This window comes from Aquimarina penaris, assembly GCF_040786285.1.
Lineage (GTDB): Bacteria > Bacteroidota > Bacteroidia > Flavobacteriales > Flavobacteriaceae > Aquimarina.
The window spans coordinates 2199290-2223002 of record NZ_JBFMKQ010000001.1 but is presented as its reverse complement, the minus strand read 5'-3'; the positions used below and the strand labels follow the sequence as shown (position 1 = coordinate 2223002).

The window sequence follows — 23713 nt, the reverse complement described above, 5'->3', positions numbered from 1 at the left end:
AACCTTTATCCCGAAAGTTTGACTTATATTGAATTATGGCAGGTCTCCTGGCTCGCGTCTTGTTGTTTACCTTCCCGCCCGAACTGAATTTATTTCAGTACAAGCAGTGGTTTCAAAAGAAATAACAACAAGCATCCCGATTAAACGGAACACAGCATACAGTTGCGGGAACAGCTCAGGAATACTGATTTACGATATTTAGAGTTTAGAGTTACGATTAATAAATAAAAAAATCGCAATTCGTACGTCTTTCTTCGTACTTCATTTCACCTGATTCCCTTTTAATCTTTTATCCTTATGAAAAGGATATCAGAACCAAAATTCTGCGCGAATGTATTATATTTTAAGGAATTTGATATTACTTTAACAAATAAATAATGTATTCGATTAACTTTACCCTCTTAAAAAACCAAAATTGATGTTGTATTACATTACAGGAGGAGAACGCTCTGGTAAAAGCAGCTATGCTCAAAACCTTGCGCTACAACTCTCTAACAATCCATTTTATCTCGCTACATCACGCATATGGGATGATAACCATCGTAAACGTATAGACAGGCATATTGCAGATCGCGATCAAAGATGGACTTCTATAGAAGAAGAAAAAGAGCTTTCTAAAGTGATTCAAAATCAAAGTGTGGTGGTCATTGACTGCGTTACTTTATGGTTAACAAATTTCTTTGTGGACACAAAAAATGATATCGAATTATCGTTATCCCAGGCAAAAGAAGAATTTGATAAACTTTTAACTATAGATGCTACGCTTATTATCATCTCTAATGAAATAGGAATGGGAGTTCATGCTGCCACAGAAGTAGGTCGAAAATTTACAGAATTACAAGGTTGGATGAATCAGCATATAGCCAAGCATGCAGATAAAGCCATATTAATGGTATCTGGTATTCCTGTAGAAATTAAAAATTAAAATAACTAACACCCACACATGGATTTTAATATCGAATATTCTTCAAACAAGAACTTAGAAGAAGCCCTTCAAGCCAAAATTAATAATAAAACAAAACCTATTGGTGCTCTGGGAACTCTTGAAGATATTGCATTGCAAATAGGGATGATCCAAAATACAGATCAACCCCATCTAACCAACCCTACTATTATTGTATTTGCTGGTGATCATGGTATTGCAAAAAAAGGTGAAGTAAACCCATATCCTCAAGAAGTTACTGCGCAAATGGTCTATAATTTTCTTAATAAAGGGGCAGCCATTAATGTGTTTTGTAAACAACATAATATTGATCTGAAAATCGTAGATGCAGGAGTTAATCATAATTTTAATGGGGTATCTGGGTTAATTGATGCTAAAGTTGGTTTTGGCACCAAAAATTATCAAGAAAGATCGGCCATGAACGTAGAGCAATGTAACGAAGCCATAAAAAAAGGAGCTGATATTGTTACTGAAACGTATACCAATGGCTGTAATATTATAGGCTTTGGCGAAATGGGAATTGGTAATACTTCGTCTGCGTCAATATTAATGTCGTTTTACACAAGAACACCTATTGAAGATTGTGTTGGTTCTGGTACCGGGCTTGATACCGAAGCCATTAAAGTGAAACAGAAAATCCTTTCTGATGCATATAGTAAATACACTCCTTCTACCGATATAGATATGTTAATGTATTATGGTGGTTTTGAGATCGCAATGATTGTAGGAGCAATTTTTAGAGCTGCAGAGCTTAAAATGACCATCATTATAGACGGTTTTATAGTAACAGCTGCATTACTAGCGGCTCATTACATATACCCCGAAGTTCTGCATTATTGTGTATTTGCACATACCTCTGAAGAACAAGGGCATCAAAAAATGCTTCAGTTTCTTAATAAAAAACCACTTATCAACCTTGGTATGAGATTAGGTGAAGGTACGGGCGCTGCTGTAGCATATCCTATTATCGAATCTGCAGTTGCTTTCTTAAATAATATGGCTAGTTTTGAAAGTGCAGGAGTTTCTGGTAATGAATAATCCACTTAATCTTAATTAAATTAGAAGTAACTAATGAAAAAGGAGATCCATATATTCTTCACCGCTTTAATGTTTTTTACTCGAATCCCATGCCCTAAATGGGTGGATCATGATCCGGAATATTTAAAGCTTAGCTCAAAATATTTTCCATTAGTTGGGATCATTGTTGGTGGTATTGGGGCACTCGTTTTTTATGGATCATCTTTTATGTTTTCAATAGAAATCTCATTACTACTATCGATGTTTGCTACCATTTATACTACGGGAGCATTTCATGAAGATGGTTTTGCAGATGTGTGCGATGGTTTTGGCGGTGGCTGGACCAAAGATAAAATTCTTTTGATCATGAAAGACTCACGTCTAGGAACTTATGGTACCGTAGGTCTACTCCTGATCTTGTCTATAAAATTTGCAGCATTACGAGAAACCGAAGTCTATTATATTCCTTTAGTAATTATCTCCGGACATAGTCTTAGTCGATTCATCGCTACCACGCTGATCTTTACACATCCTTATGTACGAGATACAGAAGATAGTAAAGCAAAACCCGCAGCAAAAAGTATGAGCCTGCAAATGGTTGTGATTAGTGGTCTATTCGGAATTGCACCTTTGTTCTTTTTTAAAAATCCTTGGGTATTTCTCGTACTAGTTCCCATCTATATCTCAAAAATGTTTTTGGGCGCTAAATTTAAAAAATGGATCGGTGGCCAAACTGGAGATTGTGCTGGTGCGGTACAACAACTTAGCGAAGTAGTATTTTATCTTACCTTTATAGCGCTATGGAAATATATCTGGTAAGACATACAACTCCCAATATCGAAAAAGGTATTTGCTATGGCCAAAGTGATCTGGGGATTACAGATTCTTTTCCTTCTGAAGTCGAGAAAATCCATAAACAGATTCCTATCGAAGAGATTTCTAGAGTATATAGCAGTCCTTTACAACGGTGCAAACTATTGGCGACAACCTTCAAAAAAGAAATAACATTCGATAATCGCTTAAAAGAATTGAACTTTGGAGATTGGGAGTTACAACCTTGGGATGCAATTCATAGCAATGTGCTAGATCCATGGATGAAAGATTTTGTCAATGTTCAAGTGCCCAATGGTGAATCCTATGTAATGCTTCAGCAGCGAATATTAAATTTCTACAATTCTTTGAAACTTGTACCCGAAGAGAAGATTGTTGTAGTTACTCATGCAGGCCCCATGCGAGCATTACTTTCTAACATTCGACAAATAGACCTTAAAGATTCTTTTACAATTAAAATAGCCTACGGAGAGGTAATCGTTATTTAATACTTCCCTCAAATAGCTCCTGCAACATCTAAATCAATGCTATCTTCAAAAAATTATAATTAGACGATTTTTCTTTACCTAGAGCATCTATTTCCAGTTTTTTATTAAAAAGGGGAGCATTGACAACCAATGTATGATACTCGCCATTTTCGCCACAAGCATCAACTCCCAAATCTTCTAGGTCTTTGATTAACTCTTTATCTACCATTCTTCCTAAAAAATCAGGTCCCAACGTGTGATTACATGAGACAATAATGGCTTCGATCCCATAATCAATCATATCGATCACCAATTGTTTTCTGGGTTGTTGCCATATGGGTAAAATAGCCTGCAAGCCAGCAGCGTCAGAAACTTTTTCTTCCCAAGCTTTGTGGGATTCGATATCAATATCACCAAATACAGAAGCATTTAAGGTATAGGCTTCTGTTAATGATGTTAAGTTTTGAATATACAATCGTTCATAATCATTCCAGGTGCTTTCAAAAAAATGGATAGGTAACTCCAAAGCATTGGCTTGCGCTTCTAGTATTTCTTTTGGAATCCCGTGCGATCGAGAACGATCACCATATTCATTTAATACATTAAGCAAAACAACAGGAGTTAACCCTTGCGTTTCGGCAATATGAAGCGCATAACAACTATCTTTTCCGCCGCTCCAAGAACACAAAAAGGATGTATTATTCATAAGATAAAATTGTAGAGCTCCTATTCTTTCTTCTCATTAAGCCATTTTAAAACACAAATTAACGCTAAATTTTGTCGTAAATCTTGAAAAAATATCTAAGTTTAATCGCTGATTGTTAATTTAAAATTACTTCAGGTTCGTTAGTATCCTGATCTATCATTATATAAAAACGATATTTTCATGCGTAGCATTCTAATTATTTTTTCATTCGTTCTTATTAGTAGTTCTTGCAAAAAAAGATCTAAGGATACAGACCAGCTTACCGTAATGTACCTGGCTCCCCAGCATATTGAATATGCCAAAGGATTTACCATTGAGAATCATAACACGTATAAAGAAATCAAAGTTACCTCTCCTTGGCCAGATGCAAAACAAGAATTGACATATATCCTACATCCTAAAGGAACAGAAAAACCCTTTAAATCCAATACCGCAGTATTTATTGAAGTTCCCGTAGAAAGAGTAGTAGTTACTTCTACCACAGATGTACCTATGTTAGAGTACATGAATTTGGAACAGAAATTAGTCGGATTTCCGCATACAGATTATATATCTTCAGAAAAGACTCGAACACTTATTGATAGTGGTGATATTAAAGAACTGGGTAAAGAATACAATCTAAATACAGAAGTGGTTCTGGAGCTTTCTCCTGATTTGATTATTGGATTTTCTGCTACTGGAGACACCAAAGCATACGATCTTATACAAAAAACCGGAATCCCAGTAGTGATGAATGGCTCATGGATGGAAGAACACCCATTAGGTAGAGCAGAATGGATAAAATTTGTAGCAGCATTTTTTGGTACAGAAACTAAAGCTGAAGATGTTTTTCAAAATATAAAGAAAGCGTATAACGAAGCAACCTCTCTCGCCTCTGGCGCAATGAATTCTCCAACAGTATTGTCTGGCAATATGTTTAAAGATGTATGGCATGTTCCAGGAGGGAATAGCTTTATTGCAAAATTTTTGAAAGATGCCAACACCACCTATCTATGGAAAAACAATAAAGAAACGGGGAGTTTAGCATTAAGTCTTGAAAGCGTATTAGAAAAAGCTCAAAAGGCCGATTTATGGATAGGATCCGGAAATTCTACATCACTTTCTGCATTAAAAGAAAAGAATCATCAATACGTCTTATTTGATGCATTTAAAAATAAAACCGTATATTCTTCGACATTAAAGATGGGTATTAAAGGAGGATTGATTTATTATGAATTAGGTCCAATGCGTCCGGATCTTATTCTTAAAGACATTATCCAAATTGCACACCCCGAATTATTAACCAATTACGAACCTTATTTTTTCGAAAAACTTAATTAATTGACCCCAAATAAATCATACAAGAAGGTTTTTATAGGTATTGCTGTGCTTTTGCTGATTTGTTTTATCGCAAATATCAGCTTAGGTTCTGTCTTTATTCCGTGGCTAGACACTCTAAGCAGCCTGGTTGGCGGTGCTGTAGAAAAAGAATCCTGGAGACACATTATCATAGATTATAGGTTACCCAAGGCACTTACAGCGATTATTGTAGGAAGCGGACTAGGGATTTCGGGATTATTAATGCAAACCCTATTTAGAAACCCATTAGCAGGACCTTTTGTACTAGGGATTAGCTCTGGAGCAAGTCTTGGTGTTGCACTATTAATATTAGGAAGCACTTTTGCCGGAGCCTCAATATCTGGTTTTTTAGTTTCAAAATGGGGATTGGTGATCGCCGCAAGTCTAGGAAGTATTATTGTTTTATTGGCTGTTATGATTGTCTCGATTAAAGTACGGGATACTATGGCAATTCTGATCATAGGACTTATGTTTGGTAGTATAACAGCAGCTATTGTAAGTGTACTTTCTTACTTCGCTCCTGCAGATCAATTGCAACAATACATCTTTTGGGGCTTCGGAAGCCTTGGAAATCTATCATGGTATGATGTACTTATCTTTTTTTGTATTTCAGTTCTAGGAATGATTTTAGCTATCGCTTCGATCAAACCATTAAACACCTTACTTCTGGGAGAAAATTATGCCCGTAGTCTTGGCCTTAATATCAAAATGAGCCGTTTTCTTATTATCATAGCTACAGGGCTTCTGGCAGGTAGTATTACTGCTTTTGCAGGACCAATCGCCTTTATTGGGTTAGCAGTACCGCATCTTACCCGACAATTGTTTCATACCTCAGACCATAAAACATTAATCCCGGCCGTTGTATTAATCGGTAGTATTATCATGTTGGTATGTGATAGCATAGCCCAATTACCTTCTAGCGAGTATACTTTGCCCATTAATGCCATTACTTCATTAATAGGTGCACCAGTTGTTATCTGGTTATTGGTTCGTAAACGAAAAATGCTCTTTTAACTATATATACTTATCCAACAATTATACCTCTTTTTTATTAAAAAAGTTTTAATGTATTTGCATCGGTATTTCAATATTAAAAATCGTTCCTCTTCTCAAACGAGAATCAATATACATAGATCCTGATAATTTTTGTATGCGATTCTCAATGTTTGTGAGACCCAGACCGAGAGACCCATTAGAGCTATCAAACCCTTTGCCATTATCCTCAAAATTAATAAGAATACTATTTCCCACAAGATTTATTTGAATTTCAACTTTACTGGCACTAGCATGTTTTATTGTATTTGTTATGAGTTCCTGAAAAACAGAGAATAACTCATTATGAAATAAAGGGTCAATTCCGTTAATTTTATTTTCTTGATAAGTTGAAATATTTATAGTCAATTCACTCGCGTTTCCAATATTTTCCATATACTCATTTAGCAATTGTGTAAAATTGCTATGGATAAATTTTTCAGGAATAAGATCATGAGAGAGTATTCTAACTTGTTCATAGGTATCATCAAGTTGTTCATAGATTAGTTCTAAATTTTCTGAGTTTTCTTTAACAGAACTAAATTGAAGTTTTATGGCAGCCAAATTCCCTCCTATTCTATCATGAAGCTCCTGAGCAATTCGTTTTCTTTCTTTATGCTGAGTATTAATAGATGTTTTTATTAACTTTAATTCTTGACTTCTTATTAAAGCTTCTATTTTTTGTTCCCCTATTTCTTTTTGTTTTTTATTGAGTAAATTTTGACTTTTCAACTTTTGGTAATATATAAAGAGTAAGCCTATTAAGGGTATCAAAATTATGATAAAGGCATATGAAATTATTTCTTTTTGTGACTGTTCTCTTTTTATTTCTAGGACCTTAAGCTCTTGGTTTTTTTTTAAAACTGCTATTTCTTTTTCTTTCTTTAGTGTTTCATACTGCACTTCTAGTTTAGTAATCTCTTTATCCTTTTGCAGCTTATTAATAGAATCTTTTATTTTATTCTTTTTCTCTGTATAGCCCAGCGCTTCTTTAAATCTTTTTTCTTCTATGGCAATCTCTTTTAGCCATTGATATACAAATAATTGCTGCTTAAGATATCCTGATTTTTGCGATATAGTTAATACATCATTATATACTTTTTTAGCTTTTTTAAGTTCATTTTTAGCTCGATAAACTACGCTTATATTAAGTAAGTCATTAAGAACAATTAAGGGATAATCATATTCCCTGGCAATAAGTAGAGATCTATTAAAATAGATGAGAGCCTCATCGTCTTTATAAAGATCCAGATATGCCACTCCAATATTCATTAATGCGATTGCACTACTTCTTTGATCATTGACAGTAGTATAATAATCCAATGCTTTTTGGTGATAAAAAAGAGCTAGTGTATAATTTTCTAAGCTCCCATAACAAAGAGCATAAGTTTCATATCTATTTGGATTTTCTTTGTCTTCAAGATTCAATTCTAAAAGTTCTAAAGCCTTAGGGGTATCTCCCATAATTCTATAAGCATTTGCCAAGCTTATAGTATGCTTATCCATAATCTTAAGGTCTCCACATTTTTGTGCCGCATCGATTCCTTTTAAAGCCCATTTTTTACTGTCTTTAAGTAAGTTTTTATCTCGGGAAGCATTTGAAAGAAATAAATAAAAAGAAGACAAAGATTTTAGGGATAATGAATCCTGCTTGTTTCCTATTAACTGAACAGCATTTTTTGCATAAAACAAGGCAGAATCGGTAGCGTATTTATTATAATGATAGGATACTAAGACCTTATGGGCAGCAATCCTATTACTTTCATTTTTTGTTCTTCTTAGTACATCATGACCTATTATAAAAGCCTTTTTTCGATCCTCACTTTCTTTGTCTATATAATTTAAGGCTTGTTCGAGCAACTCGCGATCCTTATCAATGGCGTTTGATTGAGTATCTATTTCCTTTTGAGCATTGATAACGCAGCTTGTAATTAAGATAATGAATAAGATAAAAGGTTTTAAAAATATTGGCATGCGATACAGGATAAATGTTTATTAAGAAATTATAGTAATCTTAATAAGATAATTAATTGGTATTTAATTTATCAAGTATAATAAAAATATAATAAAGCGTCTGTCCTCAATTGGAATTTAATTATAGATTTAATCTTACCTTTAAAGAAAAGAAATACCCATGAATACACCAGAATATCTTGAGGGAATACAAAAACAATTTAGATACTATAAATCCTTGGGTGAAAAGACCATGAATCAACTCTCTGATGAACATTTGTTTTGGCAATATAATCAGGATAGTAATAGCATTGCCATGATTACAAAACACCTTTGGGGAAATATGAAATCTCGTTGGACCGACTTTTTAACCACAGATGGTGAAAAAGAATGGCGAGAACGTGATGCAGAATTTGAAAATGATATAAAAACAAAAGATGAGCTTATGTCGAAATGGAACGATGGATGGCAATGCTTATTTGAAGCTTTAGGAAGCGTTAATGAAACCAATATTAACCAACCTGTGTATATTAGAAATATCGAGCATTCGATTACCGAAGCCATTAATAGGCAGTTGGCACACTACTCCTATCATATAGGGCAGATCGTTTTTATCGGTAAAATGATTAAAAGTGAGCAATGGCAGAGTTTATCAATTCCAAAAGGGGAATCGGCTTCCTATAACAAAGAACGATTTTCTACACCAAAGCATAAAGCACATTACACAGATAAACTTATGAACGACGACCCCAAATCATAATTCGTAATTCGTAATTCTCAATTCGTAAATACTGAAGATAGTCAATAACTCCTGCAGCTTTGTTAATAACTATGGTTTTTTGAATACTGTAATCCTTATAGATTACAATTATATTTGCGTAAAACTGTACAAAAATAGTCACACACTTATGAAATGAGCCGATATGGTTCTGGTAATGTTTAACTCCAGTATATTGAGGCGAATTTCATCTGACAACTAATAAACAATAAAGAAAAACAGATGAAATTTATAGTATCCAGTTCATACTTATTAAAGCAATTACAAGTATTAGGAGGGGTAATTAACAACAGCAACACCTTGCCTATTTTAGATAACTTTCTATTCGAATTAGATAACAACTCATTAACCGTTTCTGCATCAGATCTAGAGACTACAATGTCTGCAAAATTAGAAGTAGAATCCTCTGACCAAGGAACAATAGCAGTACCGGCTAAATTATTATTAGAAACATTAAAAACTTTTCCAGAGCAACCTTTAACTTTTGTTTCGGGAGATAACAATACGGTAGAAATTAGTTCTAATCATGGTAAGTATGCCTTGGCATATGCAGATGGAGAAGAGTTTCCGAAAGCTGTAGAACTAGAAGATCCAAGTGCTACAACATTATTAGGTGACATCTTGGCTACAGCAGTTAGTAAAACTATTTTTGCTACCGGTAATGATGATCTAAGACCTGTAATGAGCGGAGTCTTTTTTCAGTTCTCTACAGAAGGGCTTACCTTTGTAGCAACAGATGCGCATAAGTTAGTAAAATATACTCGCGAAGATATAAAAGCATCACAGGCCGCAGAATTTATAATGCCAAAGAAACCTCTTAATTTACTTAAAGGTATTTTGGCGGGAAGTGATAGCGAAGTATTGATTGAGTATAATGAATCTAACGCTAAATTTTCTTTCGACGAAACGCAATTGATTTGTAGATTAATCGATGGGAAATACCCAAATTATGAAGCGGTTATCCCTAAAGAGAACCCCAATAAATTAAGTATAACACGTACTCAATTTTTAAATTCTGTACGAAGAGTATCTATTTTCTCTAATAAAACTACACACCAGATTCGTCTAAAAATTGCAGGTGCAGAGCTAAATGTATCTGCAGAGGATATCGATTATTCTAATAAAGCAGAAGAACGATTAACCTGTGATTACCAGGGAGATGATATGCAGATCGGGTTTAATTCACGTTTTTTAAGCGAAATGCTTAATAATCTCAATGCAGATGACGTGCAGTTAGAAATGTCCTTACCAAACAGAGCAGGAATCCTTACTCCTGTTGATGGATTAGACGAGGGAGAACATGTTACTATGCTCGTCATGCCAGTGATGTTGAATAACTAAAAATATATTTTCATAAAAAAAATATCCAGTTTCATCTTTTGAGACTGGAATTTTTTTGCTTTGCCACAAAATAAAGAACACTAAATTTTATACACCAAAACTAATGAACAAACAAATACTGATTGCATTATTGCTTTTAATAGGCCTAAGTAGCCAAGCCCAAATTAAATTTGAAAATGGTTATTTCATTACCAATGCAGGAGAAAGAGTAGAATGCTTAATTAAAAATATGGATTGGAAAAACAATCCAACTCAATTCGAATATAAAACTTCTGAAGATGCTGAATCAAAAACCGAAACCATAAGAACTATTAAAGAGTTCGCAATCATCGGTGTGTCGAAATACCAGAAGCATCAAGTCAATATAGATAAATCATCAGAAGAAATAAATAGCCTAAGTACAGATAGAAACCCAGAATTTCAAATGGTAACTGTCTTTCTAAAAGTACTTGTTGAAGGAAAATCAAATTTATATCTCTATGAAGATCAAACATTACGAAAATTCTTCTTCAAAACAGAAGACAAGCCTATTGAGCAATTGATCTATAAAAGTTACAAGGTATCACCAAGTGAAATAGGAAAAAACACGCGGTACAAGCAACAACTATGGAATACTTTAAAGTGTGATAATATATCTCTTAAGAAAATAGAAGCTCTTAGATATTACAAAAGTCAGTTAACAAAACTATTTGTAGATTATAATACTTGCAACGATCCAGATGCTGAAGTTACTGTTTTTGAAAAGAATCAAAGCGAAGACTCTTTTAATCTAACGATTAGACCTAGAATAAATTTTTCTTCTCTAAAATTTGAAGAAAACAGTACGGCTTTAAGAGTTTACGATTTCGGAAGTAAGCAAAACTTTAGCTTAGGTATAGAAGCAGAATATATATTACCTTTTAATAAAGGAAAATGGGGGTTGTTTATTGAACCAACATATCAATATTTTGAATCTGATGCAGAATTGAGAATACCAACCGGCGGAATTATAAACAGAGTGAGAATTCTTAATGCCGATATTGATTACAAATCACTAGAACTACCTATTGGTATACGACACTACATGCATGTAAATAAATCCTCTAGTGTATTTATAACTGGAGCTTACATTATAGATATTACATTAGATTCCAAAATAAATGTTATAGAAACTTTTACTAACCCAGACTTTGTAAGACAAGAAGAAATAGAAATTAAGAGTAAAGGAAATTTAGGGTTAGGTATTGGATATAATTATAAAAGCAAATATAGTGTAGAATTTAGATACAATACTAATAGGGATTTATTAAGTCGTTTTGTAAATCGTAAAGTAAAATATCCTGTTACTTCAATTATTCTGGGATACAGTATTTTCTAAGAAATCAATTACATAAATAATTCATTTACAAATTCTTAGATATACTATTTTTAGTTCACAATTAATACTAAAATTCAACAGAAAACACATTATGTTTACATCTATAAATAAGCAGCTAGTCACCATACTAATTTCCCTCCTGGGTTTTTACAGCCAAGCTCAAATTAATTTTGAAAATGGTTATTTCATTACCAATGCCGGAGAAAGAGTAGAATGCTTAATTAAAAATATGGATTGGAAAAACAATCCAACTCAATTCGAATATAAGACCTCTGAAGATGCTGAGTCAAAAACCGAAACCATAAGGACTATTAGAGAGTTTGGAATCATCGGTAAATCAAAATACCAGAAACACCAGATTAGTATTGATAAATCAACAGAAGAAATAAGCAGTTTAAGTACGGATAGGAATCCAGATTTTAAAATTGCGGTACTATTTCTAAAAGTACTTGTTGAAGGAAAAACAAATTTATACCTATATAAAGATCCAACTTTAAAAAAGTTTTTTTATAAAACAGAAGACAAACCTATCGAACAGTTGATCTACAAAAGTTATGAAGTATCACCAGGGGAGATGGGGAAAAACACAAGATATAAACAACAACTGTGGAATAATCTAAAGTGTGATAAAATATCTCTTGAAAAAATAGAAGGGCTTAAGTATTATAAAAAACAACTAGTAAACTTATTTATTGATTATAATACCTGTAGGGATCCAGAAACTAAAGTTACAGTTTTTAGAAAAAAGAAAACCAAAAACAACTTCAATCTAACCGTAAGGCCCCGAATGAATATTTCATCTTTAAAATTTGAAGAAAGAAGTTCTACAACTAAAAGAGTTTACGATTTTGGAGGTAAGCAAAACTTTAGCTTAGGTATAGAAGCAGAATACATACTACCTTTCAATAAAGGAAAATGGGGGTTCTTCATTGAACCATCATATCAATATTTTGAATTAGATCAAGAAGAGGTAAGGATACCAAACGAATTTACTAGTAGTATTAGAATTAGAACTGTTGAAATTGAATCTAAATCTATCGAAATACCTATCGGTATACGACATTATATGTTCATTAGTAACTCTTCAAGTATTTTTATAAATGCTGCTTATGTCGTTGATCTTGCGCTCGATTCAAAAGTTAATATAATTGAAAACTTCACTGATGTTGATATCATAAGGCCTACCGAATTAGGAGTAAAAAGCAAAGGAAATATTGCATTTGGTATCGGGTATAATTATAAAAGTAAATATAGTATAGAACTCAGACATAATACTAATAAAGATTTACTTAGTGAATTTAGAAATGAGAAAGTAAAATACTCAATAACATCGATTATTTTAGGATACAGCATTTTCTAGATACAGTATTTCTAAATTCGCATATATCAAATCCAACCCTTCTTATGGTTGGATTTTTTAGTTTTATTACCTCTGGTTGATCACAAAATAACACACTTCTGAATACTAAATTTGAAAGATGTAAGAAAAATCAATAAATTTACTATAAACCAAAAGTAAATTATTGGTTAACAAATCAGTAAACAACCTAATAAATAATAACCTTATGAAAGTTTTAAAAAAATTAGTACTTGCATTCGTCGTAGTTATTGCAATTGCATTAATCGCAGCAGCTTTTGTGTCTAAAGAATTAGTCTACGAAAAATCTATCACTGTTAATGCTCCTATCGAAATTGCATGGGAAAATGTAAACAGTTTAGACGATTTAGATAAATGGAGTCCATGGAATGATATTGATCCTGCTATGAAAAAAGAAATGACAGGTACCGACGGAGAAATAGGTGCTACTGCTAGTTGGGATAGCGAAGTCAAAGACGTGGGTAAAGGGAGTCAAACCATTGCCAAAATGGAAGCTCCTAACCTTTTCGAAACTGATTTAAAATTTTATGCTCCATATGAAAGTGAAGCTAAAGGATATATTAAATTAGCTAAAGAAGCCGATGCAACAAAAATCACATGGGGTTTTGAAAGCGAAATGCCATACCCATTTAATTTAATGATGGCTTTTAGCGATATGGAGGAATCCATGGGCGAAACATGGGGTAACGGTTTATCAAAACTTAAACAATTATGTGAAGAGAGTTATAAAAAACAACAAGAGGAAGAAAAACAAAAAGCGCTAGAATTGCAACAGCAACAAGAACAGGAGCAGCAGGAACAAGAATAAAACATATACTTATTCGCAATGTATCATAGCATCCTGATAGGGTGCTATGTCTTTTACTAGGATAGATCAAATCTTAAACACAGTATGAAAAAAATTGGAGTTATAGGAGCAACAGGGATGCTAGGTCATCATGTTTCTAAGCAAGTTTTGAATGACCCAGAAAATAAACTGGTAGTTATTCATAGAAAAACTTCAAACCTCTCTTCTATTAGTGATCTGGAATATGAGAGTAAAATAGCTGATTTGAATGATTTCGAAAGCCTAAATGAGGCTTTCAAAGAACTTGATCATGTACTAAACTGTGGCGCCTATTACCCTACCATTCCTAAATCTCTTAAAGATGAAATCAAAATAGCTAAGCATCAAATGAACAATTTTATCGATGCCGTTAGAGAAAGTGACATAAAAAAAGCACTATATCTTGGTGGATCTATTGCTATTCCAAAATCTAAAAATGATATTGCTAACGAAAATGAAAATTATATAGTTACTCCGAAAAGTACGTCTGCATATGTTCAAGTAAAATGGATCATGGATAAAATGGCTCAGGAAGCCGGTAAAAAAGGAATCCCAATAGTAATTGGTATACCCTCAATGACTTTTGGGGAATATGATTTTGGCCCATCAACAGGACGTATTATTACCAATACAGTAAATCAAACCCTACCAGGATATGTAAACGGAAATAGAAATGTGGTATATGCAGGGGATGCAGCCACAGGGTTACTATTGGCCTGTTTACATGGTACAATTGGCGAACGCTATCTTATTACAGGCGAGAATATTTCTATGGAAAATTTAGTGCAAAAAATTATTACTATTGCTGGTATCAACAAAATGCCAAAAGAAGTTCCTTTGGGAGTAGCAAAACTAGTTTCTCAAATTAAGATGACAAAATATAAGCTTTTCGGAGGAGAATTACCGCTGCTCGATGATACGGCTATAGCCGTAATGTCTGCTGGCCAATTTTTAAATGGTGATAAAGCTAAAAACGAATTAGGATATGAACCAAAAACGTCAATTGATGAAACCATTAAAAAAACCATCGTATGGTTTAAGCAAAATAATTATATCACTGATATATGATACCAATCCCTACAATTGATGGTTATTCTTTATCCGGTATGTTATACAAACATAATGGATCGATTAATACAAAAAAAGTATTAATAGTCAATTCGGCCACGGCTGTTGATAAAAAGCTATATCATCATTATGCCACCTTTATGGCCAAGAACGGGTATCAAGTCATCACTTATGATTATAGAGGCATTGCGGGGTCTAGGCCTATAAAATTAAGAGGGTTTAAAGCTTCTTTTACCGAATGGGGACAAAAAGATTTTTCTGCAGTGATTGACTTTGCTAAAAAAGAGTTTCCCCGCCACAAAATTGTTACCCTTGGTCATAGTATTGGAGGTACTATAATCGGAATGACCGAAAAAAACAAGGAGATCAGTGGTATCATAAATATTGGCGCACAAACTGCATATTATAAAGATTGGTCAAAAAACCATAAAACTAAAATTTACTTTTTATGGCACTTCGTTTTTCCGATGATCACAAAATTGTATGGTTACTTCCCGGGGAAAAGCCTCGGAATGCTTGAAGATATTCCGAAAGGAGTTATTGATCAATGGCATAATAGAAGAAAGCAAACAGATATGAAAATACAGATGGAAGCTAATGGCATGCATTTTTTTTATAGTGATTGTAAAGCTAAACTATTAACTCTTGGTATCGAAGATGACCCTATCGGAACAGAGCGAGCCATTAAAAGGATACATGACTTATTCGAAAAATCAGATAGAGAATTAGAAATAATCAAGTTAGCTTCTGTTCCTACTAATAAAATTGGTCATTTTGGTTTTTTTAGTAGAAAGTTTAAAGACCCTCTTTGGACAAAAACATTAAAATGGTTTAACACCATTTAATACGATAGTATTAAATCACCAAAATTAAAAACAAATACATCCAACCATTAAGTGGCTGGATGTATTTGTTTTATACCTCTCTCCTCTTATAACAGGAAGTAATTCGTTATTGTTTTCGCAATTTTATCACTTTTTCTCTACCCTCTTTTCTAATAATGATATAGTACATTCCTTTGGACAAACCTGAAACATTTATTGTGGTATTACCAGTGATACCAATATCTGATGCTCTGATCTTACCCATAACGTCACGTAGTTCATAACTATACTCTAATGCATCCTTAACATTAATATAGAGGTTGGTATTTATTATGGGATTAGGATACACCGTAACTTTTTCTAATTTATCATCTGAAAAAGCCAGATCAAAAGGGTCACATGATGAGTTAAAATCAACTACCGTAATAGGCTGAAGGTTAGGTATAAAAAAATACAAAGTAGCTTTTAAATTATTCTTCACACTCGCTTCCATAAAACTCACGAGAAAATGACGAATCGACTCTGTTGCTTTTTCTCTTCCAATACTCCCTGGAGAATCTCTATCATATACCCCAAACGCACCATGAGCAGCACCTTCTATATATAAGCTTGTTTTACAAGAAGCTCCTGTAAATCTATCAAAAGTTTCATTCTGTCCATCAGGACTTGCAATCTCATCCTCTGTACCTCCGATCATAAGTACTTTGCCTCCAAAAGCCCCTAATGGTTGTAATGGTGCCGGTGCTGCATTCGAAGCAAAATAAACGATGCCAACCGCTCTTTCGGGTTGATTAGCTATGAATGTAGAAGCTACTACTCCACCAAAAGAGTGGCCGCCTACAATAACTTTTGATGTATCGGCATACCCGCTCCATCCCTCTACTCCATCGGTAACTTGTTGTTCAATCCAATCCAAAGTTAGTTTCAAATCATCCCTTAATGGATTCGGAGGAAATACAATGGCTTGCACTACCACCACATAGCCATAAGAAGCTAAATGCCGCATAAAAATGTCATAACTTCTTGGTGTTACAATACCCGGTCCTCCTTGATGAAATAACATAATCGGAAAAGGACCTATGGCATCACTACTAGGACGATGCACCAATATGTTAGGAGAAGTTGCATAATTAGAATCTGTTACTACCCGAAATGGTCCTTCTTTTAAGTAAGGAGATTTTCTTTCCCAACGTTGATAATCTATTTCATTCTGAGCCTGTATTTTCTTGGTAAATGAGAAAACAAGCAGCAACGTAGTTGCAATCAATATTAATTGACGTTTATTCATAATCTTTTAGGTTTTAAGGTTATTATGAATGTATGAAAAAAAATGAATCCACTAAACCTTTCGTCCTATGTATTTCATAACTATGTGAGCTAATAAATTACCTTTCAATACACAAATATTTATATCTTACAACAAAGAAACTAAGCAAAAAATCTACCTCTTATGATAGGATTAGGTACAGCCGCGATCGGGCGACCACAATACATTAACATCAGAAAAAAAGAAAATAAGTCAATTTCTATAGAAGATTTTCGTGAAAAAGGTTGGCAGACATTAGAGTATGCCTATGAACAAGGAGTACGATATTTTGACACTGCACCAGGATATGGATTGGCAGAAGAATTACTTATTGATTGGATAATATCAAAAAATGACCCAACTATAGAAGTGGCCACCAAATGGGGATATACCTATACTGCAAATTTTGACCCTAAGGCTACTATGCATGAGGTGAAAGAACATAGCGTATCTAAACTAAATGAGCAATGGCAAAAATCCCAACAATTGCTACCTCACCTCAAAATCTATCAAATACATTCTGCTACTTTTGAATCTGGAGTTTTAGAAAATGAAGCTGTACTTCATAGATTACTAGAATTAAAACAAGAACACAACATTGAAATTGGGATTACAACAAGTGGCGACAACCAAGCGGATGTCATTAAAAAAGCTTTAGAAGTTGAAGTAAATGGCAATCTATTATTTGATGCTTTTCAAGTCACCTATAATATTCTGGATCAGAGTATAGCCGATGTTACAACCGCCCTTAAAGAACAAAAGAAAAAAATTATTGTAAAAGAAGCCTTGGCTAATGGAAGGTTATTTCCAAATGAAGAATACCCTCAATACAAAAAACTATATACTACGCTTCAGAGGTTAGCTAATCAATATCAAGTAGGTATAGATGCTATTGCTATGCAATTTTGTTTAGATAGCCTGCAACCTTATAAGGTGCTTAGCGGAGCAGCTAATCGAAACCATCTTAGTGACAACCTTAAAACGGCTACTTTTCGATTCAATTCAGAAGAAATTGAAGCCTTGTACAGTTTGAAATCAGATCCAGTACATTATTGGATAGAGCGTAAAAAATTATCGTGGAATTGAACATTAAACGCTACTTTTGAATTCAATTTATTTTAAACACAAAAAATCATGAACATTACTCTAGAACAAGCCGAAAAAATTATTGCCGTAGCAAAAGAAAAATCAATTGCATTAGACACCAAAATGAATATATCTGTAGTCGATGCAGGAGCCAACCTTTTGGCATTTGTGCGTATGGACGGAGCCTGGCTAGGATCTGCTGATATTTCTCTCAAAAAGGCCAAAACAGCTCGCTTTTTTGATATGAATACAGGAGTTATCGGTGGGCTTTCTCAACCTGGTGGAGCACTATATAACATAGAACATTCTAATGGAGGGTTAATTACTTTTCCTGGCGGTGTCCCGATTAAAAATAATCAAGGTGAAATCATTGGCGCTATTGGCGTTAGCGGAAGTAGTGTAGAAAATGATCATGCAGTTGCAGAAGCGGGAGCTTCGGCATTCTAATCTTATTTCTTAACAAATACTATCCCGGTGTTATTCATTATAAATGACAACCGGGATATTTTTAGAGAAAAAGTATATGAAAAAGATCATAAGTCATATATGGCCTTTGACAAAAAGAATAACATCCCAAATAAATGGAACACTAGAAGTCACCTGGATTAATGGGATAAAAGTTCTCGATAGTCAAAACGCTAATTACTCGTACGGTGCATTAGAAAAAGTTCTGAACTACGGATTCACCCAGATTGAAATCCAAAATACTACTGAAATATTATTACTTGGATTAGGCGGTGGAAGCGCTATCAAATCCCTAAACAACAGATTTAATTATAAAGGCAAAATTACCGCTGTAGAGATTGATGCTACAGTAATCCAAATAGCCAAAGATGAATTTGACTTAAAAGAGAACAAACATCTAAGCATTATTAATGATGATGCTTTACATTATGTAGAAAACTGCAAAAGGCACTACGATTTAATTATCATTGATATTTTTATTGATCAAACGGTTCCTGAACCTTTTTATGAAGAAAAATTTTGGGAACATATACTTCAATTGCTAAAACCAACCGGTAATATTCTATTTAATGCCGGGATTCTTCTTAAAGACACAACCAGAATCGAAAGCCTAAAATCTGGATTAGAGTCAAGTATTATATGGACTCAGCATGATAATGTAGAAAGTGTAAACACGCTTTTGATAGGTAAAAAGAAATAATACAGAAATATAATTTTCTTTTCAATTCACAAATGTAATTAGTCATAAATAATTACATAACTATGACAAATAGCATTCTTTTTGATTTAAAAAGCTAATATTTTTAAAGTTAGTACAGCTCATTATGAGTCTGTTCTATTTTTAATATTAGTAGCTATGGGTGAACACAATGTAAAACGCCAAACAAATCGAAAAGATCGCGCCGAATTTATTGAACATTTGCTTGATGATATAAAAGCCTTAGAAATTATGCTAGAAAAAGGGGTAATAGAAGATAACATCATTCGCATTGGTGCAGAACAAGAATTTTGTTTAGTCAACTCTAATTGGAGGCCCGCAAAAAATGCAGAAGAAATATTAAAAAATATTAACGACTCCCACTTTACGACAGAATTAGCTAAATATAATCTAGAAATTAACCTAGATCCTCTTGAGTTAAAAACAAATTGCTTCTCAAAAGTTGAAAACGAATTAAACCGCTTATTAAACAAAGCTAAAGGAGTAGGAGAAAAATTAGATACTAAAATAGTACTTACTGGTATTCTGCCTACGATCAGAAAACGTCATCTAGAACTAGAATATATGACTCCTAACCCAAGGTATCATATACTTAATGAAATATTAAGAGCACAAAGAGGTACAGATTTCGAGCTTCATATCAGAGGGGTAGATGAATTAAGTATACATCACCAAAATGTACTTTTTGAGGCTTGTAATACTAGCTTTCAAATGCACTTGCAAATTCCTCCTCAAGATTTTATCTCAAGCTATAATTGGGCACAGGCAATATCTGGTCCGGTTCTAGGAATATGTGCTAATTCACCCTTATTATTTGGTAGAGAATTATGGAACGAAACCCGCATTGCATTATTCAGACAGAGTTTAGATATACGCAGAGCGTCCTATGCTCTCAAAGATCGTAGAGCCAGAGTGAGTTTCAGTAATCAATGGGCATCAGGTTCTGTTATAGAGATTTTTAAAAATGATATTGCACATCACAAAATTGTTTTATCTCGAGATATTGCCTCTAATTCACTTTCAGAGTTGAAAAAAGGGAATACTCCAAAGCTGCAAGCACTTAACTTACATAATGGAACAGTCTATCGATGGAACCGACCTTGTTATGGTATTAGTGAAGGAAAACCCCATGTTAGAATTGAAAATCGCTACATCCCATCGGGCCCTACTACTCTTGATGAAGTTGCAAATTTTGCATTTTGGGTAGGATTAATGATCGGACGCCCATCCAAATACAACAACATGCCAGATTGCATGGATTTTAGAGATGCTAAAGGAAACTTTATTAAAGCCGCCAGAATGGGCAAAAGCACCATGCTACAATGGATGGGGAAATCAATTTCTGTTCAAGAACTCGTATTACAAGAACTTTTGCCAATTGCATACACCGGATTAAAAAAAGTAAACATCGACCGAAACGATATAGAAAGATTACTGAAGATTATAGAAAATCGAACAAAAGGCAACACCCCAAACGAATGGACCGTCAAAAATTATCGTTTTCTTCGTAAAAACATGAAAAAAGATAGTGCGCTACGTGCACTAACTAAAACCACATACCAAAATCAACAAAATCGATCTACTGGTCATGATTGGCCTATGATTAAAAGTATTCCTACAATTTTAGACGATGCATCGCTAGTGGGCCATATCATGTCTACTAATTTATTTACTGTAGATGAATATGATTTGGCTAGCCTTGCAACCAGTATAATGAAATGGAAAAACATTCATCATGTTCCTGTAGAAAATGAATCTGGTAAACTCTCTGGATTATTGACATGGAATCACGTGAAAAAAATTCAGAATCAAGAAAAAAATCATGATAAGCGTATTGTATCAGATATCATGGTAAAAAAAGTAATTACTGTACAACCAAAAACCACCATAAAAAATGCGATAGAAATAATGAAAAAGCATGAAATCGGTTGTCTTCCAGTACTACAAGAACAGGATCTGGTAGGTATAATTACAATAAAAGATGTAATTGCATTTGATCATGATTAAAGTCTATAGTAAAGCATTAAATAAAACACTAGAAGTAAAACGATTAATCGGCCATATTAAAGGATCTGAAGAAGGCCCTACCCTTATTTTTTTTGGAGGTATACATGGCAATGAACCCTCTGGGGTATTTGCATTACACAAAGTCTTAACCGAATTACAAGAACAAAACATCTCTATTCTGGGAAGTATCTATGCAATAAGCGGTAATCTTTGGGCACTAGAAAAAGGCAAACGATATGACAAGCAAGATTTAAATCGATTATGGACTGCTAAAAGCATAAAAAGTCTCACTGAAGTTTCCCCTAAAGATAACCGGGATATTGGTCAGCAAAAAGACATATATAACACCATTCTTAAAATTCTTGAAATTGAAAATGGACCGTTTTACTTTATGGATCTACATTCGACGTCTAGTAAAACTGTACCCTTTCTTACGGTAAATGATAGTTTATTAAATCGAAAGTTTACAATGCAATATCCTTTACCCATGATTCTTGGTATCGAAGAATATTTAGAAGGACCATTGCTAAGCTACATTAATGAATTAGGTTATGTTTCTTTTGGCTTTGAAGCAGGTCAACATGATGATATAGCATCTATTCAAAATCATATATCCTTTATCTATCTTACCTTAGTTTTTGCAGGCAGCATTGCTAAAACAGATATCAATTATGAGTATTATCATCTGGGGTTGTCTACTAATTCTTTGGATTACAAACATGTTTATGAGATCTATGCGCGACATAAGATCCATAATGCAGATACTTTTACTATGGAGCCTGGATTCATGAATTTTCAAAAAATTGAAAAGAATCAAGTGTTAGCAACAAGTAATGGTAAACCGATCATTTCTCATAAACATGGAAAAATATTTATGCCATTATATCAAAAACAAGGTAATGACGGTTTTTTTGTTATCAAAAGAACCTCTAGATTCTTCCTTACTTTATCTGCGATTTTACGCAATATAAATTTTGATCGGGTTTTACCTTTATTACCAGGTGTACGATGGGGTTCAGACAAAAAAGATGTCTTAACTGTAAATTTAAAAATTGCACGGTTTTTTACCAGGCAGTTCTTTCACCTTTTAGGATATAGAAGTAAACAAATCGACAAGAATCACTTAAGTTTAAAAAACAGGGAAACTGCTTCAAAAACTAAAGAATATCAATATACTCGGTGGATTAAAAATAAAGCATAGTCATAAAATCCATGAAGTAAAAAAGTATTAATTTTAGGGAATTGCAATTTAATTACCTGGATGACAAAACAAGAATTAAAAAATTGTCACGATAGGATCAAACCATACATTCACAAGACACCGGTATTGACCTCTCGTTTATTAAACAAAATTTCGGAAGCTGACCTATATTTTAAGTGTGAGAATTTTCAACGTATGGGGGCTTTTAAAATGAGAGGGGCTGCCAATGCAATTCTACAATTATCAAAAGAGCGACAAGCCAAAGGTGTTGTTACCCATTCTTCTGGTAATTTTGCCCAGGCATTATCACTAGCAGCACAAAGTTTGGAGGTAAAAGCTTATATCGTGATGCCTTCTAATGCCCCACAGGTAAAAAAAGATGCTGTAAAAGGATATGGAGGTATAATTATTGAATGCCTTCCTACACTGGAAGACCGAGAACAAACTGCAGCTCGAATTGAGCAAGAAAAAGGCGCTACTTTTATACATCCTTCTAATGATCTGGATGTGATCCTAGGACAAGGAACCGCTGCTATAGAATTACTAGAGAATCACCCTGATTTAAATTATATCTTAACTCCCATTGGAGGAGGTGGATTAATTGCCGGTACAGCGCTAACTGCAAATTTTTATGGTAATCATTGCAAGGTTATTGGTGGCGAACCTTTTGAAGTTGATGATGCCTTTCGTTCTCTACAAAGTGGAAAAATTGAACATAACGAAACGACGAATACTATTGCTGATGGACTGAAAACTCAATTGGGGGATATTAATTTTCCTATCATAAAAAAGCATGTTACTAAAATTATTCGGGTTGAAGAAAATGAAATCATATCTGCCATGCGATTGATATGGGAACGTATGAAAATTATTATCGAACCTTCTTGTGCAGTACCTTTTGCAGCTTTGTTAAGAGAAAAAGAATATTTCAAAAATAAAAAAGTTGGAATCATCCTTTCGGGTGGAAATGTTGACCTGGAGAAACTTCCATTTTAAACTTTTAAAAGAAGAAGAAAGAAAATTGAACTACCAATTCACATAAAAAGACCTGATAGATTTTTATATCGATCA

22 protein-coding genes and 1 riboswitch are annotated in these 23713 nt (G+C 33.8%); of the genes, 19 read left to right on the top strand and 3 right to left on the bottom strand.

Going from position 1 to position 23713, the window contains the following annotated elements; genetic code table 11:
* Positions 1 to 20: 20 nt before the first annotated feature.
* A riboswitch (cobalamin riboswitch) is annotated at positions 21 to 335 on the bottom strand.
* An 83-nt stretch (positions 336 to 418) separates the two neighbouring features.
* The 4 genes from ABW637_RS09205 to cobC are packed head-to-tail and all read left to right on the top strand — an operon-like array spanning position 419 to position 3279.
* Positions 419 to 925: a bifunctional adenosylcobinamide kinase/adenosylcobinamide-phosphate guanylyltransferase gene (locus tag ABW637_RS09205; RefSeq protein ID WP_367584368.1), complete on the top strand. Its 507-nt coding sequence runs from the start codon at positions 419 to 421 to the stop codon at positions 923 to 925.
* Positions 926 to 943: 18 nt separating this feature from the next.
* Positions 944 to 1981, top strand: a complete 1038-nt coding sequence (gene cobT / locus ABW637_RS09200) for a nicotinate-nucleotide--dimethylbenzimidazole phosphoribosyltransferase (protein ID WP_367584367.1) — start codon at positions 944 to 946, stop codon at positions 1979 to 1981.
* Positions 1982 to 2014: 33 nt separating this feature from the next.
* Positions 2015 to 2779, top strand: coding sequence for an adenosylcobinamide-GDP ribazoletransferase (locus ABW637_RS09195; protein ID WP_367584366.1), 765 nt, complete (start codon positions 2015 to 2017; stop codon positions 2777 to 2779).
* A complete protein-coding gene (gene cobC / locus ABW637_RS09190) occupies positions 2761 to 3279 on the top strand; it encodes an alpha-ribazole phosphatase (RefSeq protein ID WP_367584365.1) in 519 nt (172 codons plus the stop codon). The genes ABW637_RS09195 and cobC overlap by 19 nt, the downstream gene beginning before the upstream one ends.
* Before the next feature lie 28 nt (positions 3280 to 3307).
* On the opposite strand, the gene ABW637_RS09185 is transcribed toward cobC, so the two are convergent.
* Positions 3308 to 3964, bottom strand: a complete 657-nt coding sequence (locus ABW637_RS09185) for a Dph6-related ATP pyrophosphatase (protein WP_367584364.1) — start codon at positions 3962 to 3964, stop codon at positions 3308 to 3310.
* Positions 3965 to 4144: 180 nt separating this feature from the next.
* Here ABW637_RS09185 and ABW637_RS09180 point away from each other — a divergent pair, with 180 nt between their 5' ends.
* Positions 4145 to 5284, top strand: coding sequence for an ABC transporter substrate-binding protein (locus ABW637_RS09180; protein WP_367584363.1), 1140 nt, complete (start codon positions 4145 to 4147; stop codon positions 5282 to 5284).
* Positions 5285 to 6316, top strand: coding sequence for a FecCD family ABC transporter permease (locus ABW637_RS09175; protein WP_367584362.1), 1032 nt, complete (start codon positions 5285 to 5287; stop codon positions 6314 to 6316).
* A gap of 48 nt (positions 6317 to 6364) precedes the next feature.
* Here ABW637_RS09175 and ABW637_RS09170 read toward each other — a convergent pair whose 3' ends face one another.
* Positions 6365 to 8308, bottom strand: a complete 1944-nt coding sequence (locus ABW637_RS09170) for a tetratricopeptide repeat-containing sensor histidine kinase (RefSeq protein WP_367584361.1) — start codon at positions 8306 to 8308, stop codon at positions 6365 to 6367.
* Between the two features lie 160 nt (positions 8309 to 8468).
* Here ABW637_RS09170 and ABW637_RS09165 point away from each other — a divergent pair, with 160 nt between their 5' ends.
* The 7 genes from ABW637_RS09165 to ABW637_RS09135 all read left to right on the top strand — a co-directional run bounded on the left by ABW637_RS09165 (position 8469) and on the right by ABW637_RS09135 (position 15880).
* Entirely contained in the window at positions 8469 to 9047 is a 579-nt protein-coding gene (locus ABW637_RS09165; protein ID WP_367584360.1) for a DUF1572 family protein, read from the top strand.
* Positions 9048 to 9287: 240 nt separating this feature from the next.
* Positions 9288 to 10406: a DNA polymerase III subunit beta gene (gene dnaN, locus ABW637_RS09160; RefSeq protein ID WP_367584359.1), complete on the top strand. Its 1119-nt coding sequence runs from the start codon at positions 9288 to 9290 to the stop codon at positions 10404 to 10406.
* Positions 10407 to 10509: 103 nt separating this feature from the next.
* On the top strand, positions 10510 to 11763 hold the full coding sequence (locus ABW637_RS09155) for a tRNA modification GTPase (RefSeq protein ID WP_367584358.1): 1254 nt from the start codon (positions 10510 to 10512) through the stop codon (positions 11761 to 11763).
* A 91-nt stretch (positions 11764 to 11854) separates the two neighbouring features.
* Positions 11855 to 13123, top strand: coding sequence for a porin family protein (locus ABW637_RS09150; RefSeq protein ID WP_367584357.1), 1269 nt, complete (start codon positions 11855 to 11857; stop codon positions 13121 to 13123).
* A gap of 205 nt (positions 13124 to 13328) precedes the next feature.
* Positions 13329 to 13949 carry an SRPBCC family protein gene (locus ABW637_RS09145; RefSeq protein WP_367584356.1) on the top strand — a complete coding sequence of 207 codons (621 nt, stop codon included), beginning with the start codon at positions 13329 to 13331 and terminating at the stop codon, positions 13947 to 13949.
* A gap of 84 nt (positions 13950 to 14033) precedes the next feature.
* Positions 14034 to 15035, top strand: a complete 1002-nt coding sequence (locus tag ABW637_RS09140; RefSeq protein ID WP_367584355.1) for an NAD-dependent epimerase/dehydratase family protein — start codon at positions 14034 to 14036, stop codon at positions 15033 to 15035.
* Positions 15032 to 15880 (top strand): alpha/beta hydrolase family protein, encoded by an 849-nt coding sequence (locus tag ABW637_RS09135; protein WP_367584354.1) that lies wholly within the window; start codon positions 15032 to 15034, stop codon positions 15878 to 15880. The genes ABW637_RS09140 and ABW637_RS09135 overlap by 4 nt, the downstream gene beginning before the upstream one ends.
* A 106-nt stretch (positions 15881 to 15986) precedes the next feature.
* Here the strand turns inward: ABW637_RS09135 and ABW637_RS09130 are convergent, their stop codons facing one another.
* Positions 15987 to 17147: an alpha/beta hydrolase gene (locus ABW637_RS09130; protein ID WP_367584353.1), complete on the bottom strand. Its 1161-nt coding sequence runs from the start codon at positions 17145 to 17147 to the stop codon at positions 15987 to 15989.
* A gap of 162 nt (positions 17148 to 17309) precedes the next feature.
* On the opposite strand from ABW637_RS09130, the gene ABW637_RS09125 reads away from it, so the two are divergent.
* From ABW637_RS09125 to ABW637_RS09100, 6 genes are all read left to right on the top strand, one after another.
* A complete protein-coding gene (locus tag ABW637_RS09125; protein ID WP_367584352.1) occupies positions 17310 to 18251 on the top strand; it encodes an aldo/keto reductase in 942 nt (313 codons plus the stop codon).
* 48 nt (positions 18252 to 18299) lie between these two features.
* A complete protein-coding gene (locus ABW637_RS09120; protein WP_367584351.1) occupies positions 18300 to 18698 on the top strand; it encodes a GlcG/HbpS family heme-binding protein in 399 nt (132 codons plus the stop codon).
* A 76-nt stretch (positions 18699 to 18774) separates the two neighbouring features.
* Entirely contained in the window at positions 18775 to 19416 is a 642-nt protein-coding gene (locus ABW637_RS09115) for a fused MFS/spermidine synthase (RefSeq protein WP_367584350.1), read from the top strand.
* Positions 19417 to 19572: 156 nt separating this feature from the next.
* On the top strand, positions 19573 to 21441 hold the full coding sequence (locus tag ABW637_RS09110; protein WP_367584349.1) for a glutamate-cysteine ligase family protein: 1869 nt from the start codon (positions 19573 to 19575) through the stop codon (positions 21439 to 21441).
* Positions 21434 to 22642: a succinylglutamate desuccinylase/aspartoacylase family protein gene (locus ABW637_RS09105; protein ID WP_367584348.1), complete on the top strand. Its 1209-nt coding sequence runs from the start codon at positions 21434 to 21436 to the stop codon at positions 22640 to 22642. Before ABW637_RS09110 ends, ABW637_RS09105 begins: the two co-directional genes overlap by 8 nt.
* A gap of 60 nt (positions 22643 to 22702) precedes the next feature.
* Positions 22703 to 23638 carry a pyridoxal-phosphate dependent enzyme gene (locus ABW637_RS09100; RefSeq protein ID WP_367584347.1) on the top strand — a complete coding sequence of 312 codons (936 nt, stop codon included), beginning with the start codon at positions 22703 to 22705 and terminating at the stop codon, positions 23636 to 23638.
* The last annotated feature ends 75 nt before the right edge of the window (positions 23639 to 23713 follow it).

What these genes read in the sequence shown, in the direction of transcription:
- ABW637_RS09180 (WP_367584363.1), top strand. Translation starts at nt 4,145, where the DNA reads ATGCGTAGCATTCTAATTATTTTTTCATTCGTTCTTATTAGTAGTTCT.
- ABW637_RS09105 (WP_367584348.1), top strand. Translation starts at nt 21,434, where the DNA reads ATGATTAAAGTCTATAGTAAAGCATTAAATAAAACACTAGAAGTAAAA.
- ABW637_RS09135 (WP_367584354.1), top strand. Translation starts at nt 15,032, where the DNA reads ATGATACCAATCCCTACAATTGATGGTTATTCTTTATCCGGTATGTTA.
- cobT (WP_367584367.1), top strand. Translation starts at nt 944, where the DNA reads ATGGATTTTAATATCGAATATTCTTCAAACAAGAACTTAGAAGAAGCC.
- ABW637_RS09130 (WP_367584353.1), bottom strand. Translation starts at nt 17,147, where the DNA reads ATGAATAAACGTCAATTAATATTGATTGCAACTACGTTGCTGCTTGTT.
- ABW637_RS09140 (WP_367584355.1), top strand. Translation starts at nt 14,034, where the DNA reads ATGAAAAAAATTGGAGTTATAGGAGCAACAGGGATGCTAGGTCATCAT.
- ABW637_RS09205 (WP_367584368.1), top strand. Translation starts at nt 419, where the DNA reads ATGTTGTATTACATTACAGGAGGAGAACGCTCTGGTAAAAGCAGCTAT.
- ABW637_RS09110 (WP_367584349.1), top strand. Translation starts at nt 19,573, where the DNA reads ATGGGTGAACACAATGTAAAACGCCAAACAAATCGAAAAGATCGCGCC.
- ABW637_RS09115 (WP_367584350.1), top strand. Translation starts at nt 18,775, where the DNA reads ATGAAAAAGATCATAAGTCATATATGGCCTTTGACAAAAAGAATAACA.
- cobC (WP_367584365.1), top strand. Translation starts at nt 2,761, where the DNA reads ATGGAAATATATCTGGTAAGACATACAACTCCCAATATCGAAAAAGGT.
- ABW637_RS09125 (WP_367584352.1), top strand. Translation starts at nt 17,310, where the DNA reads ATGATAGGATTAGGTACAGCCGCGATCGGGCGACCACAATACATTAAC.
- ABW637_RS09100 (WP_367584347.1), top strand. Translation starts at nt 22,703, where the DNA reads ATGACAAAACAAGAATTAAAAAATTGTCACGATAGGATCAAACCATAC.
- ABW637_RS09170 (WP_367584361.1), bottom strand. Translation starts at nt 8,308, where the DNA reads ATGCCAATATTTTTAAAACCTTTTATCTTATTCATTATCTTAATTACA.
- ABW637_RS09165 (WP_367584360.1), top strand. Translation starts at nt 8,469, where the DNA reads ATGAATACACCAGAATATCTTGAGGGAATACAAAAACAATTTAGATAC.
- ABW637_RS09185 (WP_367584364.1), bottom strand. Translation starts at nt 3,964, where the DNA reads ATGAATAATACATCCTTTTTGTGTTCTTGGAGCGGCGGAAAAGATAGT.
- ABW637_RS09120 (WP_367584351.1), top strand. Translation starts at nt 18,300, where the DNA reads ATGAACATTACTCTAGAACAAGCCGAAAAAATTATTGCCGTAGCAAAA.
- ABW637_RS09145 (WP_367584356.1), top strand. Translation starts at nt 13,329, where the DNA reads ATGAAAGTTTTAAAAAAATTAGTACTTGCATTCGTCGTAGTTATTGCA.
- ABW637_RS09155 (WP_367584358.1), top strand. Translation starts at nt 10,510, where the DNA reads ATGAACAAACAAATACTGATTGCATTATTGCTTTTAATAGGCCTAAGT.
- dnaN (WP_367584359.1), top strand. Translation starts at nt 9,288, where the DNA reads ATGAAATTTATAGTATCCAGTTCATACTTATTAAAGCAATTACAAGTA.
- ABW637_RS09195 (WP_367584366.1), top strand. Translation starts at nt 2,015, where the DNA reads ATGAAAAAGGAGATCCATATATTCTTCACCGCTTTAATGTTTTTTACT.
- ABW637_RS09150 (WP_367584357.1), top strand. Translation starts at nt 11,855, where the DNA reads ATGTTTACATCTATAAATAAGCAGCTAGTCACCATACTAATTTCCCTC.